12 protein-coding genes are annotated in these 16,223 nt (G+C 55.5%); 10 read left to right on the plus strand and 2 right to left on the minus strand.

Translation table 11 applies throughout. The annotated features are described in order from the left end of the window. Positions 1 to 246: 246 nt before the first annotated feature. The 10 genes from H8B13_RS02480 (at position 247) to H8B13_RS02525 (ending at position 14,309) form a co-directional block, all read left to right on the plus strand. Positions 247 to 1,719 (plus strand): CoA-acylating methylmalonate-semialdehyde dehydrogenase, encoded by a 1,473-nt coding sequence (locus H8B13_RS02480; protein WP_261990196.1) that lies wholly within the window; start codon positions 247 to 249, stop codon positions 1,717 to 1,719. A 193-nt stretch (positions 1,720 to 1,912) separates the two neighbouring features. Beyond that, positions 1,913 to 3,265, plus strand: a complete 1,353-nt coding sequence (locus H8B13_RS02485) for an aminotransferase class III-fold pyridoxal phosphate-dependent enzyme (RefSeq protein WP_187309238.1) — start codon at positions 1,913 to 1,915, stop codon at positions 3,263 to 3,265. A gap of 196 nt (positions 3,266 to 3,461) precedes the next feature. Beyond that, positions 3,462 to 4,838, plus strand: coding sequence for a dihydropyrimidinase (hydA, locus tag H8B13_RS02490; protein ID WP_187309239.1), 1,377 nt, complete (start codon positions 3,462 to 3,464; stop codon positions 4,836 to 4,838). 247 nt (positions 4,839 to 5,085) lie between these two features. Next, the gene (locus H8B13_RS02495) at positions 5,086 to 5,943 is read left to right on the plus strand and encodes a nitrilase-related carbon-nitrogen hydrolase (RefSeq protein WP_261990197.1); all 858 of its coding nucleotides are present in this window, start codon (positions 5,086 to 5,088) and stop codon (positions 5,941 to 5,943) included. Positions 5,944 to 6,154: 211 nt separating this feature from the next. Then, entirely contained in the window at positions 6,155 to 7,483 is a 1,329-nt protein-coding gene (locus H8B13_RS02500; protein ID WP_187309241.1) for an FAD-dependent oxidoreductase, read from the plus strand. A gap of 93 nt (positions 7,484 to 7,576) precedes the next feature. After that, a complete protein-coding gene (preA, locus tag H8B13_RS02505; RefSeq protein WP_187309242.1) occupies positions 7,577 to 8,977 on the plus strand; it encodes an NAD-dependent dihydropyrimidine dehydrogenase subunit PreA in 1,401 nt (466 codons plus the stop codon). 81 nt (positions 8,978 to 9,058) lie between these two features. Next, the gene (locus H8B13_RS02510) at positions 9,059 to 10,582 is read left to right on the plus strand and encodes an NCS1 family nucleobase:cation symporter-1 (RefSeq protein ID WP_187309243.1); all 1,524 of its coding nucleotides are present in this window, start codon (positions 9,059 to 9,061) and stop codon (positions 10,580 to 10,582) included. Between the two features lie 198 nt (positions 10,583 to 10,780). Continuing rightward, positions 10,781 to 11,596, plus strand: coding sequence for an alpha/beta fold hydrolase (locus tag H8B13_RS02515; protein WP_187309244.1), 816 nt, complete (start codon positions 10,781 to 10,783; stop codon positions 11,594 to 11,596). Further along, positions 11,593 to 12,759 carry a PAS domain-containing sensor histidine kinase gene (locus H8B13_RS02520; RefSeq protein ID WP_187309245.1) on the plus strand — a complete coding sequence of 389 codons (1,167 nt, stop codon included), beginning with the start codon at positions 11,593 to 11,595 and terminating at the stop codon, positions 12,757 to 12,759. Before H8B13_RS02515 ends, H8B13_RS02520 begins: the two co-directional genes overlap by 4 nt. 113 nt (positions 12,760 to 12,872) lie before the next feature. Further along, on the plus strand, positions 12,873 to 14,309 hold the full coding sequence (locus H8B13_RS02525; RefSeq protein ID WP_187309246.1) for an amidohydrolase family protein: 1,437 nt from the start codon (positions 12,873 to 12,875) through the stop codon (positions 14,307 to 14,309). 83 nt (positions 14,310 to 14,392) lie between these two features. Here H8B13_RS02525 and H8B13_RS02530 read toward each other — a convergent pair whose 3' ends face one another. Further along, entirely contained in the window at positions 14,393 to 15,109 is a 717-nt protein-coding gene (locus H8B13_RS02530) for a GAF domain-containing protein (protein WP_187309247.1), read from the minus strand. A gap of 74 nt (positions 15,110 to 15,183) precedes the next feature. Beyond that, complete coding sequence (locus tag H8B13_RS02535; RefSeq protein WP_261990198.1) at positions 15,184 to 15,939, minus strand: class I SAM-dependent methyltransferase; 756 nt, start codon at positions 15,937 to 15,939, stop codon at positions 15,184 to 15,186. Positions 15,940 to 16,223: the final 284 nt, after the last annotated feature.

Consider the following 16,223-nt stretch of genomic DNA (forward strand, 5'->3'; position numbering starts at 1 on the left):
AGAGGTTCGGGGTAACGCAGTGGCGGCGCTGGGCTGATTTATTTCAGGTATAGATGGCTGAAATACGCGAAATGTGCGAAAATGGGGGTGAAGTAGTATAGCCATCAGCGAATGCCACAGCTAAAAAAAACCAGCCCTGCCAAGCATGCCCTGATTCGTGCCGTTGTGCTTCGCTAGAGGCTGGTGCGGCAAAGTTGCTTTTGTGCTGCAAACTCTTTACTTGCAAGAGATTAAACCCCCTCTCCCATGGAAGTCGACGTTCTGAAGTACCCCGCGGTGCGCAACTATATCGCTGGACAATTTGTAGCGGACGCCAGCGCCCGCACCCTGGAAGTCTTCAGCCCCATCAGCGGCTCGGTGATTTCAACCGTGCCCCTGAGCGGGATGGAGGCGCTCAACCAAGCAGTGGAAGCGGCGCGGGGGGCTTTTCCGGTCTGGTCGGCTGTGCCTATCAAGGAGCGGGTGCAGATTTTTTACCGCTACAAGACGTTGCTGGAAAAGAACTTAGCCGAGCTGACCGCCCTGGTGCGCGAGGAGAACGGCAAAACGACCGATGAGGCGCGGGCCGAAGTGGAGAAGGCCATCGAGCTGACCGAATTCGCCTGCTCTTTGCCCCAACTCGTGGCCGGGGAACTGATGGAAGTAAGCGCGGGCGTGGAGTGCCGCGTGGACCGCAAGCCTCTGGGGGTGGTGGCTTCCATCGCGCCTTTCAACTTTCCCAATATGGTCCCGCACTGGACCGTTCCTAACGCTATTGCCCTCGGCAACTGCATGATACTGAAGCCCTCCGAGCAGGTGCCCATCAGCGCCGGCCGCATTGCCGAGCTGCTCAAGGAAGCCGGCCTGCCCGATGGCGTGCTCAACATTGTGCACGGCGACAAGGAAATCGTAGAGGCCATCTGCGACCATTCCGATATTAAAGCGGTGTCGTTTGTGGGCTCCACCAAGATTGCCAAGGTGGTGTACCAGCGCGCGACGTCCAATCTGAAGCGTTGTGTGGCCTTGGGTGGCGCGAAAAATCACCTGCTCGTGCTGCCCGATGCGCACGTGGACATGACTGCTTCCAATGTGGCCGCTTCTATGTCGGGCTGCGCCGGGCAGCGCTGCATGGCGGGCTCCGCTATGGTGGCTGTGGGTGCCGTAGAGCCTATTATTTCCCGCTTGGTAGAAGAAGCCCGCAAGATTGTGCCGGGCAAAAACCTGGGTTCTGTTATCAGCCAACAGGCCAAGGAGCGCATTGAGCGCTACATCACTGAGGCGGAGCAAGCTGGCGCCCATATTCTACTGGATGGCCGCAACGCCGTGGTGCCGGGGCAGGAGGATGGCTACTACGTTGGCCCAACGGTCATTGACCACGTGACTCCCGATATGGCTATTGCGCGGGAAGAAGTATTCGGCCCGGTGCTGGCCATTATTCGGGCTCACGACCTAGATGAAGCGTTAGCCATTGAAAACGCCTCTAATTATGGCAATGCAGCTTCGGTGTTTACGCAAAGTGGGGGGCTAGCCCGCTACGTGATGGAAAACGCCTCGGCTGGCATGATAGGCGTGAACATCGGGGTGCCAGTGCCACGCGAGCCTTTCTCCTTCGGCGGCTGGAACGAATCGAAGTTCGGTGCCTGCGACATCACCGGCAAAAGCTCCATCGAGTTCTGGACCCAACTCAAGAAGGTGACCACCAAGTGGAACCCTGAGTCGCGGACTAATTGGATGAGCTAGGAGGCTAATATCTTAAGTGGGAATTATTTAAACACACTGGCCATCAAAAGTACGCCTGTCATCCTGACGAAGGAAGGACCTTGTCACCCTAGAACGAGTAGCATACCAATGTGCTGACGTAATAAGGTCCTTCCTCCATCAGGATGACAATTACATAACTGTACGACAGAACAATAAATCAAAGCTACCCACCATGGAAACGCTCACCCACGATAAGCAACAGATCCTGCAGGACAATCTTGACTACACGCTGTTCTCTTGGTCAAAGCAGTCCGGGCTAAACCCCATCAATGCCGAACGGGCTGAGGGCGTGTACGTGTACGACCGGGATGGGAAGCGCTACATCGACTTTTCGTCCCAGCTGATGAACGTCAACATCGGCCACGGCAACCAAAAGGTGACCGAGGCGGTGGCGGCGCAAATGCAGGAGCTGAGCTACGTGTATCCGGGCATGATCACCAAGGCCCGCGGCGACCTGGGCCGGAAGCTGGCCGAAATAACGCCCCCCAACCTGACCAAGGCCTTTTTCACCCTGGGCGGGGCCGAATCCATTGAGAATGCCATCAAACTGGCCCGCGTGTACACCGGCCGCCACAAAATTGTAACGCTGTACCTCTCGTTTCACGGGGCTTCCTACGGGGCCATCAGCGCCGGCGGCGACCCGCGCAAGCTGGCCGTGGATAGCCAGGCCATGCCGAGCGTGGTGCACGTTGAAAACCCGTACTTCTACCGCTGCCCCTGGTATAGCACCACACCCGAGGAGTGCGCCGAACGGGCCGCAGCCCACATGGAGCGGGTTATTCAGTACGAAGGGCCGGGCAACGTGGCCGCTATTCTGATGGAAGGTGAATCGGGGACGTCGGGCTGCATAAAATACCCCCCCACGTACTGGCAGCGGGTGCGCCGCATCTGCGACAAATATGGCATTCTGCTCATCGCCGACGAAGTAATGAGCGGGTTTGGGCGCACCGGCAAGTGGTTTGGCTCCGACCACCACGGCGTAAAAGTGGACATGATGGCCATGGCCAAAGGCATTACGGCCGGCTACCTGCCGCTGGGAGCCGTGATGGTAGACGAAAAGATTGCGGACTCCTTTAATGATAAACCGCTGCCCCTGGGCCTGACCTATTCGGCCCACCCCGTGTCGTGCGCGGCGGCCGTTGCGGTGCTCGACATTTATGAGGAGGAAAACATGATTGAGAATGCGGCCGAAATGGGCAAATACATGGACGCCCGCATCTGCGATTTGATGGGCCAGCACCCCAGTATCGGCGACTGGCGAAACACCGGTCTGCTGGGCTGCCTAGAGCTAGTAAAGAACCGCAAAACGAAAGAGCCAATGGCTCCCTGGAACGCCGCCCCGAATCAAATGGAAGTCATGAATCAGGTGGCTGCTAAGATTCGGGAGCTGGGCATGTACACCTTCGTACGCTGGAATTACATTTTTATCGCGCCTCCGCTGAATATTACTAAAGAGGAGTTAGAAGAAGGGTTAGCGATTATTTCCCAGGCCATCAGCATCGCCGACGAGCATACACACGCCTGATAGCTTGTTTGGGGGCTTTTTTCTTGGTTTAGGGCTGATTCTCTGGCCGCTGCTGAGCTTCTGCTTAAGCTGGGGGCTAGAGCTTGGTTTGGGTAATATTTGGGTTGGGGAAAATTTAGCTTTCGCCAGCTATTTGAATTTGTAAAGAAAAAATGATAAATTTTTAGTCCCTATACTTTACTCTTTCCCTTCCTGAATGGCGTCTATGCTCATTAAAAACGGCCGTGTCGTGACGGCTGATTCCGACAGCGTTTGTGATGTGCTTATTCAGGACGAAATCATCGTCGCCATCGGTCGCCATCTGCCGGATACGGCGGATCAGGTAATCGACGCGGGGGGCAAATTGGTGTTGCCCGGCGGCATCGATCCGCATGTGCACTTGGATATGCCCTTTATGGGCACCTTCAGCAGCGACACCCACGAAACGGGCACCCGCGCGGCCCTGCACGGCGGCACCACCACCGTCATCGACTTTGTGCTCCAAAAGCAGGGTCACTCCCTGCGCGAAGCTCTCACGGAGTGGCAGGGGCGGGCCACCGGCAATGCCGTCGGCGACTACTCCTTCCACATGGCTGTCACGGATTTCAATGAGCAAACCCAGGCCGAGATTGCGGAAATGGTGGCCGAAGGCATCACGTCGTTCAAGGTGTTCATGGCCTATAAAGGCGCGCTCATGATCGACGACGCGCAGCTGGTAGGCCTTATGCAGGAAGTGAAAAGGCACGGCGCCCTAGTAACCGTGCACGCCACCAACGGCGATATGATTGACACGCTCATCGCCCAGCACCGCGCCCAGGGCAAGCTGTCCCCCCTGTATCATTACCTCTCCCAGCCGGAAGTAACCGAAGCAGAAGCCTCCGGCCGCTTCACCGATATTGCCAATTACACGGGCGTCAATGCTTATATCGTGCATTTGACCTGCGAAGGTGCCCTGAACCAAGTGCGGGAAGCCACGCGCCGCAATCAGCGGGTTTTCGTTGAAACCTGCATTCAGTATCTGCTGCTGGATGCCTCACTATATGAGCTGGATTTCGAGGGGGCCAAATATGTGATGTCGCCGCCCTTGCGCCAGAAAAAGGACCAGGAAACGTTGTGGGCCGGCATTAATCAAGGCTTGGTACAAGTAGTGGGCACCGACCATTGCCCATTTCTATGGGAGCAGAAGCAAATGGGAAAGCATGACTTTTCCAAAATCCCGAATGGCCATCCCGCCATTGAGCACCGCATGGAACTACTGTTCTCAGAAGGCGTGAGCAAAGGGCGCATCAGCCTCCAGCGGTTCGTTGCCGTGACCGCTACCAACGCGGCCAAGATTTTCGGCATGTTTCCCCGCAAAGGCACCATCAGCATCGGCGCCGACGCCGATTTAATCATCATTGACCCGGAGCATAAGCACACCATCTCTGCCGCCACGCACCACATGAACGTGGACTACTCAGCCTACGAAGGCTGGGAGCTGACCGGCAAGGTCGAAACCGTAATACTACGCGGCCAAGTGGCCATCCAGGATGAGCAGGCCCATGTGGCTAAGGGCTACGGCCAGTTCATCAAGCGTGGGCCAACGTTTTTCTAACTAACTTATGATGAGACTAAAAGCTAAAGACTAGTTCCCCTCCTCAGCGGAGGAGGGGTTAGGGGTGGTTAACCGGAGCGTGAGAACGTTTTTTAGAGCTATAAATAGGAGCTAATTCTTGTTGTAGTAATTGTGCAACGATTGCCAACCACCCCTAGCCCCTCCTCCGCTGAGGAGGGGAACTAGTCTTTAGCTCTAAACTTCTCCTCATTTCTTCACTTTCTGAACTCCTGTGCTCATGCCACGAATGATTAAATCCGGTCTTATCCAGATGAGTTTGCCCATGACCGAGGGCGAAGGTACCATTGCCGAAATCAAGGAAGCCATGGTGCAAAAGCATCTGCCTTTCATCGACGAAGCGGGGAGGCAGGGTGTGCAGATCCTGTGTTTGCAGGAGATATTTAACACGCCCTACTTCTGCCCCGGTCAGGATAACGCCTGGTACGCGTCGGCGGAAGCCGTGCCCGGCCCCACGACCGAGCGCATAGCCGAGTACGCCAAGAAGTACAACATGGTCATCATTGTGCCGGTGTACGAAAAGGAGGCGGCGGGCTTTCTCTACAATACGGCCGCCGTCATTGACGCCGATGGTACCTACCTGGGCAAGTACCGCAAGAACCACATCCCGCACACCTCCGGCTTCTGGGAGAAGTATTTCTTCAAACCCGGCAACCTGGGCTACCCCGTGTTTCAGACCAAATACGCTAAGATTGGCGTGTACATCTGCTACGACCGGCACTTCCCCGATGGCGCTCGGGTGCTGGGCTTGAACGGGGCGGAAATCGTGTATAACCCCTCCGCTACCGTGGCGGGCCTCTCGCAATACCTGTGGAAGCTGGAACAGCCGGCGCACGCCGCCGCCAACGGTTACTTTATGGGCTGCATCAACCGCGTTGGGGAGGAAAAGCCGTGGAATCTGGGCAAGTTCTACGGCTCATCTTACTTCGTCGATCCTAGGGGGCAAATTTTCGCCCAAGCTTCCGAAGATAAAGACGAACTCCTCGTAGCCGAGTTCGATCTCGACATGATTGAGGAGGTGCGCGCCACCTGGCAGTTCTTCCGCGACCGTCGCCCTGAGACCTACGAGAAGCTAGTGGAACTGTAGGTTTTTACTACCTCAATAGCTCTATCAATCCCCATATAATATTCTCCCTATCTGTCTTCCTGACGAAGGAAGGACCTTCTCACATGAGCACTAACAAGCCGCTCAACTGGCATAAGGTCCTTCCTTCGTCAGGATGACAGGTTGCAGGGAAGGGAATTGATGAAAGATGACAAGTTCAAGAATGACACATTTCTAACCTATTGCCAGTCTCATGGCCGAGTTCATGCCACCCTCCTCCGAACAGGAGTTTCACGCCAATTTCGCTCAGCTTAAGCCCCGAATGAACAATACGGAGGCGCTTTACGAAAGCTCGCGCTGCCTGTTTTGCTTCGACGCGCCCTGCATCAAGGCGTGCCCTACCGGCATTGACATTCCACAGTTTATCCGGCAGATTAATACGGGTAACGTGACGGGGGCGGCGCTTACTATTTACGAGGCCAACTACTTCGGTAACGCCTGCGGTAAGGTGTGCCCCACGGAGGTGCTGTGCGAGGGAGCGTGTGTGTACAACTTGCAGGAGGTAAAGCCCATAGAGATTGGGCGGCTGCAAAGCTTTGCGACGCGTCAGGTAATTGAAAGCCATAAGTACCTCTTCGAACCGGGGCAGGCTAATGGCCGCAAAGTCGCCATCATCGGGGCGGGGCCGGCGGGTATTTCCTGCGCCTGCGAGCTTCGGGCGCTGGGCTACGAGGTCGATATTTTTGAGGCTAAATCCCAGCCTTCGGGCCTCACGGTGCATGGGGTGGCGCCCTACAAAATCACCAACGAAGAAGTGCTGGCCGAAATGGAGTACCTGCAAACGCAGTTTGGCTACCGGGTGCAGTATAACTCGCCCATCTGCTCCCGGCCCGATTTGCTGGCCCTGGAAGAAGCCTACGACGCCATCTTTTTGGGCATTGGCCTGGGTAAAACCAATGCCTTGCTGCTGCCCGGCGAGGAGCGTGAAAACTGCGTGGGGGCGGTAGAGTTTATTGAGCAGTTGCGGCGTGAGCATCATCAGATACTGGTGGGCCGCAAGGTGATTGTGTTAGGAGGGGGCAACACGGCCATGGATGCGGCCTCCGAATCGGCCCGGCTGGGCGCTGAGGATGTGATTCTGGCGTATCGGCGCAGCAAGGAGGACATGGGCGCTTACGACTTCGAATACGACTTGGCTAAAAGTGTGGGCGTGAAAGGGTTGTTCAACGTGGCGCCAGTCGAGATTGTGGGTAATGGGCGGGTTGAAGGCGTAAAATTTATCCGCACCGCCACCGTAGACGGACAGGTGCAGGCCGTGCCCGGCAGCGAGTTCGTGGAGCCCTGCGACATGGTCATTAAAGCCACCGGCCAAGCTAAGCAAACAACTTTTCTGAGCTTGATTCTGGGTTTGCAGCTCGATAGTAAAGGTCGGATTGTAGCTGATACGCACACGTATCAAACAACTAACCCTCAGTATTTTGCCTCGGGCGATGCCCTCAATGGTGGCGCGGAAGTAGTGAACGCCGCCGCCGAAGCGAAAGTAGCGGCGCGAGGTATTCATCACTATCTGTCAGCCCGGTAAAAAAGCCCCCCAGTATTACTTGTTAGCACTTTAGGATTCTAATTCAGCTCTCGCTCGGACGCAGCTAATGGCGTTCTTTTACCTGAATCTTCCATGCCGGACCTCTCCATTAACTTCGCCGGAATTAAGTCGCCAAATCCTTTCTGGCTGGCCTCGGCGCCGCCCACCAACTCGGGCTATCAGGTGATGAAGGCCTTTGATGCAGGTTGGGGCGGGGCCGTTTGGAAAACGCTGGGCGTGCCGGTCGTGAACGTATCGAGCCGTTACGGGGGCGTGAACTATCGCGACAAGCGCCTGATCGGTTTCAACAACATTGAGCTGATTTCAGACCGCCCGCTGGTGGACAACCTCCGCGAAATTGAGGAAGTGAAAAAGCACTTTCCGCACCACGCCGTCATTGCCTCCTTGATGGTGCAGAGTCGGGAGGAGTGGCACCAGATTGTGCGCGACGTAACCAATGCCGGCTCCGACGGCATTGAGCTGAACTTTGGCTGCCCCCACGGCATGTGTGAGCGGGGCATGGGCTCGGCGGTAGGACAGGAGCCGGACGTACTGCGCACTATCGTGGAATGGGTGATGGAAGTAGCTCAGATTCCAGTCATAGTGAAGCTCACGCCCAATATTTCTGATATCACGGAGCCCGCACGTGCCGCTCGCGAAGGCGGGGCCGACGCCATTTCGCTGATCAATACAATTCAAAGCATCGTTGGTGTTGACTTGGATTTATTCGCGCCTTACCCGATTGTAGATGGCAAAGGCACAAATGGCGGCTACTGTGGCCCGGCCGTGAAACCCATTGCCTTAAACATGGTGAAAAACTGCGCCCAGGATCCGCACGTGCAGCTACCGATTTCCGGTATCGGCGGGATTGAAAACTGGCGTGATGCCGTAGAGCACATCTTGCTGGGGGCCAGCTCGGTGCAGATTTGTACGGCAGCCATGCACTTCGGCTTCGGCATAATCCGCGAGATGACGGCCGGGTTGGAGCAGTACATGACGGACAAGGGCTTCCACACCATTTATGACATGGTGGGCAAGGCTTTGCCCAATGTAAAGCACTGGGAAGACCTGAACCTGAAGTACAAGGTGACGGCCAACATTCACGAAGACAAGTGTATCGGCTGCCAACTCTGCTACACGGCCTGCGAAGACGGCGCCCACCAGGCCATTGCCCTGCGGGAAGGCACGCGTGTACCCGAAATCATTGAGGAAAACTGCGTGGGCTGCAATCTGTGCTCCTTGGTTTGCCCGGTCGAGAACTGCATTACCATGGATCGGACGGATGATGGCACCGAGCACCTGACGTGGAAGGAACGCACGCTGGCCGGCACCATTCCCACTGACTTCAACGACGAGCGGGCCGGCGGCCTGCACCATTGGGTACCCGAACCGACTGCTGCGCTGGGAAAAGAAAAGCACAAAACCCTGCCCGGCAAGGCGCGCCAGCTAGGGCACCCAGCTCCCACAATTACCGATCTGTTAAGGAAGGAATAGGTTTACTAGTGCTGGAGGTGTAGTCGATTACAGGGCAATATATCAATCGTTTATGTAAAAATTTACTTAAACAAAATTCGAATGGAAACGACCCGGCAGCCAACAAAAAGCCCCCCAGATTCCGGTTTGACCAGTGAAGATTTGGCCCCCGTAACTTTGCAGGAGCGTACCTGGAATACTTGGAATTACGCCGCGCTCTGGATCAGTATGAGCTTGTGCATTCCGACCTACATGCTGGCTAGCTCCCTCATCGAAGGTGGTATGAACTGGTGGCAAGCCATCCTCACCATCTTTCTGGGAAACAGCATTGTGCTGGCTCCCATGATTCTGAACGGGCGAGCGGGTGCCACGTATGGTATTCCGTTTCCAGTGTTTGCGCGGGTGAGCTTTGGGGTGCGGGGGGCAAATATTCCGGCCATGATGCGCGCCATTATTGCCTGCGGCTGGTTTGGCATCCAAACCTGGATAGGAGGGTACGCGCTCTATCAAATGATGAAGTTGTGGGTGCCGGGCATCGCCACGTTGCCCGCTATTTTTCCGGCTTCCTGGTCTTTGGAAACCGGACCGGCGCTGATGTTTTTGCTCTTCTGGCTGCTCAATATCTACGTGGTGTATCTGGGCGTTGACAGCATCAAGAAGCTGCTGGTGTTCAAAGCATTCTTCCTGCCGTTCGCCGCACTGGCTCTGCTGTTCTGGGCCATCAGGGCGGGGAATGGCCTCGGGCCCATATTGGCGCAGCCAGCCAAGTTTACCTCTTCGGCGGAGTTCTGGGCTTTCTTCTTCCCCTCCCTGACGGGCATGGTGGGCTTTTGGGCTACTTTATCCCTTAATATTCCGGACTTTACGCGGTATGCGAAAAGCCAGCGCGCCCAGGTGGTCGGGCAGGCCTTGGGGCTGCCTTTGCCCATGACGCTTTTTGCCTTTATCGGGGTGGTGGTTACCTCGGCCACCTTCCTGATTTACGGGCAAACGATTTGGGATCCGGTGGTGCTGGCGGGACGGTTTGATAGCAAGCTGCTGGTAAGCGTGGCCATGGTGGCCGTGGCCCTTTCCACGCTGGCCACCAACATCGCGGCCAATATTGTGAGTCCGGCCAACGATTTTGCTAACCTTTCCCCGGCCCATATCAGCTTCAAAACGGGCGGCTACATCACCGGCGTCATCGGTATTTTGATCTTTCCCTGGAAGCTGATTGCGGACCCGTCGGGCTATATTTTTACTTGGCTGGTGGGCTATTCGGCGCTGCTCGGCCCAATTGGAGGGATCATGATTGCCGATTATTATTTTATTCGCAAACAACAGCTGCACCTGCCCGACCTGTACCAATACACGGGTCGCTACGCCTATCAGAACGGCTTCAATACCAAGGCGCTCATTGCGCTTGTGGGGGGCATTTTGCCTAATATACCGGGCTTTCTGACCGTCATTGGCCTTGTGCCGAAGGGCGCTGTGTGGCCTTGGTTGGTGGCCGTATACGACTACGCCTGGTTTGTAGGCTTCTTTATTTCGGCCATTTCCTATTTGCTCATGATGAGCCGGCAAAAGCAAGCCGTGCAGCGGGAGCAGACTCAATTGCAAGGAGAGTTTCAGGTAAGCTCCATCTGAAAGACTGTGGCTGCCCACCTTGCGCAAGAAGCCAACAATTTTTGTTGCTGATAGATTCTGAAGTAGCTGTGCTTTGCTGCCATAAATGAATTGTAGTAGCCTTTACACGGGGTTGCTAACTGCGTCGTCTACCTTTATGGCTTAGGGTTGAGGCATCAAGATGGTGCTGGGCTCGTATAACCAGATAGATTCGCAGCTATGGACGTCTTGAAGCGCAATAATGTTAGTGTAAGTGGGGCTGGTTCACAGACCATGGTTTTTGTGCACGGCTTTGGCTGCAACCAGCGCATGTGGCGGTTGGTAGCGCCAGCCTTCGAGGCGCGCTACCGGGTGGTGCTGCTTGATTTGGTAGGAGCCGGACAGTCAGACCTTACAGCTTACGACCCCGCTCGCTACAGTAGCTTAGCGGCTCACGCGGAGGATATATTGGAAGTATTGCGGACTCTGAATCTGTCGGATGCCGTTTTTGTGGGCCACTCCGTAAGTGCCATGATTGGGGTGCTGGCGGTCATCAAAGACCCGACCCGGTTTTCTCGGCTGATATTGGTGGCGCCCTCGCCGCGCTACCTCAACGATGAGGGCTATAATGGTGGCTTTGAGGCAGCTGACATTGAGGAGCTGCTGGAAACTATGGACAATAACTATCTGGGTTGGTCGGCAGCCGTCACGCCCATGATTATGGGCCATGCCGACCGGCCTGCGCTGACGGAAGAGCTAAACAATAGCTTTTGCAACACCGACCCGACCATTGCCCGGCACTTCGCCCGGGTCACCTTCTTATCTGATAATCGGGCTGATTTGCCTCTGGTGCGTACTCCAACGCTGATTTTGCAGTGCGCGCACGATGCGCTGGCCCCGGTGGCGGTGGGGGGCTTTTTGCACCAGCAGATACCCAATAGCCAGCTGGTAATGCTGGATACCTCCGGTCATTGCCCGCATCTGAGTGCTCCAGAAGCTACCATTAAGGCCATTGAGGCATTCTTGGAACCTATATCTAGCGTATCCAGCCTATGAGTGAGGCTGACGAAAAACCATTGCCCGAACTAGACCTGCGGCTGACGGAAGAAAATCCGGATGACCTTTACGAGCATGCGCCCTGTGGCTACTGCTCTTGCCTGCCCGACGGCACGTTGGTAAAGATCAACCAGACAATGCTGGATTGGCTGGGCTATACGCGCCAGGAACTGGTGGCCCGTTTATGCCTGCAGCAGCTATTTACCATTGGTGGGCGTCTGCACTACGAAATGCACTGTGCGCCCCTTCTGATACTGCAGGGGCAGGTGAGGGAGATAAGTTATACTCTGCGCCGCAAAGATGGCTCTACGCTGCCTGTGCTGATGAATGCGGTGCTGCGCCGCGATACCGACGACAAGCCGCTGCTCATTCGCGTTACCATGTTCGATATCACCGACCGGCGCAAGTATGAGCAGGAATTACTGCGGGCAAAGGATGAGGCCGAAAAGCAACGAGAACTGTTACAGCACCAAAATGAGCAGCTCACCCGCATTAATGCCGACTTGGATGGCTTTGTGTATACTGCCTCCCACGACCTCAAGCAGCCTATTCATAATATGGCCGGGCTGCTGAATGAATTCAAATCCATTGCCACCTTCCACGATCCGGAGGCCGACAAGATGATCGGCATGTTTGATCAGGCTTTGCAGCAAATTCTGCAAACGATTGAAGGGCTGACCGAGGTAGTGCAACGGCCGCGTGAGCTGGAACAGGCGGCCACCGAAGCTGTGGACTTGCTACCCTTCACTGAGGAAATTATTCGCAGTCTGCAGCCGCGGGAGGTAAAGGACGTGTTTAAGCTGGATTTTGCCGCGGTGCCTACCTTGCGCATCGCGCGTACCGCCCTGCAAAGTATTCTTTATAACCTCCTTAGCAACGCGCTCAAATACGCCGACCCGAGTCGACCACCCCGGATTAGGGTAAGCACAAGGCTCGAAAATGATGTGCCCGTGCTGAGCGTGCAGGATAATGGTCGGGGAATTAACATCGAACGCCATAGGAGCCAGCTTTTTCAGCTTTTCCGGCGCTTTCACCCGGAGGTAGAAGGCGTGGGCATTGGGCTGTATCTGGTCAATCGTTTGGTAGCACAGGCTGGGGGGCAAATTGAGGTGGAAAGTGAGGTAGGGAAGGGCACTACGTTTCACCTGTATCTGCCACAGTAGGTAACTGGTCAGACATTTAAAGCGCTACTTTAGTCTAGCCGAATCATCATACCGCTTCCTAAGTAGTAGTTGTATCGTATAACTACTGCCTTTCACTACCATTTCCATCTTCTATGGCTTTCTCTACCCGTTGGTGCCTGGTGCTGAGCACTATAATCCTTCTCGGCACTAGTGTGCTGAGTGTGGCGCAGCAGTTCACTCCACAAGTACAGGAGTTCATCAAAGTGCAGGAACCGTCCGTCGCCTTAGTCGATGCGAAAGTCATTGACGGAACTGGCCGGCCGGCGCTGCTGCACCAAACGGTGTTGCTAAATCAGGGCCGCATTGTGCAGGTGGGCCCAGTGAAGAAAGTTAAAGTGCCCGCCGATGCGAAGGTGATTAACTGCGCGGGCAAGACGCTGATTCCTGGCTTAGTCATGCTGCACGAGCACCTATATTACACCATGCCGATGGGGGGCTTTTTTAACATTGCCCAGATGCCGTATTCATTTCCGCGCCTGTATCTGGCCGGCGGCGCTACCACTATCCGCACGGCCGGCAGCATTGAGCCCCAAACCGATCTGGCTATCAAGCGCATGATTGGAGAAGGCAAGCTTATCGGGCCCGATATGGACGTGACCGCGCCGTACATGGAGGAGCCGAGTCTAGATATTCCCGCCTTGAACACCATCAATGGCCCCGAGGATGCCGCGGCAACCACGAAGTTCTGGGCCGACAAAGGCTGTACTTCCTTCAAGATGTACATGCACGCTACCCGCGCCGACCTGAAGGCCGTGGTCCAGCAAGCGCACCAGCGCAACCTCAAGATTACGGGCCATTTAGCCTCAATCACGTACCGCGAGGCTGCCGAGATTGGCATTGATAACCTCGAGCACGGCTTCATGGCCAGCTCCGACTTTATGCCCAACAAAGCTCCCGATGTGGCCGATTATCCCGCCGCGCGTCAGGCGTTGCTGAAGCTGCCGGTCAATAGCCCCGCCATGAAAGAGCTGATTAGCTTCCTGGTCAGCAAGCGGGTCGCACTTACGTCTACCTTGCCTGTGTTTGAGCCTTATACGGGCCGCGAAGTAGTGCTGGGCGGCGGTATGGAAGCTCTAATTCCTCAGCTACAGGAGCGCGAGCAAGCCACCTGGCAGCAAAACCAGAATAAGGACACGGCCAGCTTGCGACTATTCAAGAAGGAAATGGTCTGGGAAAAGCAGTTCTACGACGCTGGGGGGCTTTTAGTATCCGGCACCGACCCAACGGGCGCCGGCCGCACCATTGCTGGGTATTCCAACCGCCGCCAATTAGAGTTGCTCGTGGAGGGCGGCTTTACACCGGTTCAGGCTATTAAAATAAGTACGCTCAACGGCGCTATTTACCTGGGGCGCGAGAAAGAAATTGGCACCATTGAGGCCGGCAAACAAGCCGATTTGGTCTTGATTAACGGCGACCCCGAGCAGGATATCAAGCAGGTGCGTCGCATGGAAATCGTCTTTAAGAAAGGCGTGGGCTTCGATTCCGTCAAGCTTTTTGAGACGATGAAGGGCAAAGTAGGCTTGAACTAGAGAGCCTAAAAAGCGTCCTGGGGGGCAAATTCGGATGTAAACTTGCTAGATCGAAAGTGCGGCCCAGTAATTCTACGGCGTTGCTATTCCTGGTTCTGATACTGATCGAGCAACTCGTGCAGGTCGGGCAGGCGGCGCTCAAACTGCGCCAGCAGAGCCGATGGTACGGGCACGGTGGTGCCATAGCGCGTGAGCAGATACCGCACCAAGGCCCGTAGCGCCTGCACCTCTTCCTGCAACTGTAGGCGCACCATTTTCCAGCGCGTTTCGCCATCCGGCTGGGTGCGGCACACCTGCCTGACCGCTACCGTGTGGCTGACCACGGCCGCTAGCTTCTCCAGCATGCGCTGCTCATCCTCACTGAATACCCTGGGCTGACGGTCGATAATGCACAGAGCGCCAATTGGTTGGTGGTTGAGCATGCGCAACGGAGCCGCCGCATAAAACTGTATTTGGTTGTTGCGGGCAGCCTCAGCGGCCTGCTTCGTAATCAACGGGTTCTGTTCCTCTTCCACATCCTGATACACAACGGCTTTATCGTGGAGAATGGCAGTAGAGCACAGTGCCTCCTCCCGGGGCTGCTTTTCGTTGCCCGGCATCCCATGATTGGCTTTATAGAACACCTGCTCCTCGTCTACAAGGGCAATCAGCGAAATGGGCAAACTGAAAATGCGGGCGGTAAGCGCCACCAACTCGTCAAAAACAGTTTCGCGCAGTGCCGGCAGCAGGTCGTAGGAGCGCAGGCTGCTTAGCCGGGTGGCTTCGTCCTCGGGGAGTAGCCAAGAAGGAACTTCAGACATGAAAAGCCGGCATTATGTAAGCAGAAGTATAAGGAGAAAGCGAAGGTAAGGCACCTTCGGCAAAGTACAATTTCCTATTTTTCGCCCGAAACTACTACAGCTCCATAGTCTAGAGCAGCCTTTTTATAAAGATATTTCTGATCTACTAGCTCGTATACCTGCTGTTTAATTTTTTCTGTGGTTGCCGTATCCGCTTTGCTCACAGCCGCTACCACCGGAGCCGCGACCTCGTTCATGAAATTCCAGTAGCGCTCGTTGTCACCGCAGGTGAGCTTGACGGTTATCTCCTTTTCCGAAACGTGCTTAAAACCAGCCTGTTTGAATATGTCAGCCAGAAAGCCGGGGCTGCCGCAACGAAACATACCAAGCGCGCCGGCGGCAGGAGCGGGCAAGCTTATGTTTTTCTGGATGGTGCCCATGATGGCGGTAACCCACACATTTTTGTCGGGTACGCCCCATACGGCAGCCGCAATTTTGCCCCCCGGCTTCAGTACCCGCGCCATTTCTTTGGCAGCCAGAAGCATATCCGGGAAAAATATAAATCCGAAGCGGCAACTCACGGCATCGAAAGTGGCGTCGTCGAACGGCAGCTCGCTGACATCGCACACCACTGTTTCATAGTTGGTGACTCCTTTTTGGCGGGCCTTGTCGCGGGCTACGTCCAGCATGCCTTCCGCCAGATCGGTGATCACCACTTTTCCGCGGCTAGCCAGGGCGGCAATGGTAAGTCCGGGCTCACCGGTGCCGGCCGCAATATCTAGCACCGTGTCGGTAGGCTTTATCTGCAGGGCTCGGATTATCTCATCGCCCATGGGCTTTAACCAGTCCATCGTAAAGTCGTCCCACTTTCGCCAGCCCGGCGAAAACTTGTTCTACGTTGCCTTCTGTTGCTCTCGGATCTGTTCCAGCTGCGTATCCATAGCTTTAAGATGATTAAGTGAAGTGGATATGTTATTCGCGGAGAGGAAACAATGTAAGTGGCGTGGGCTGGCGCGGGTACTGAAGCCGGGGGGCTGTATCTAGAGCATGAGTCGGCAGCGTTGATGAGAAATTGTAGAATGCTTTAGAGCCCTCTTACCCGAATATAGCGGTTTTTACATTCTGATTTCATCGC

Source organism: Hymenobacter sp. BT188 (genome assembly GCF_014333585.1).
Classification (GTDB): Bacteria; Bacteroidota; Bacteroidia; order Cytophagales; family Hymenobacteraceae; genus Hymenobacter.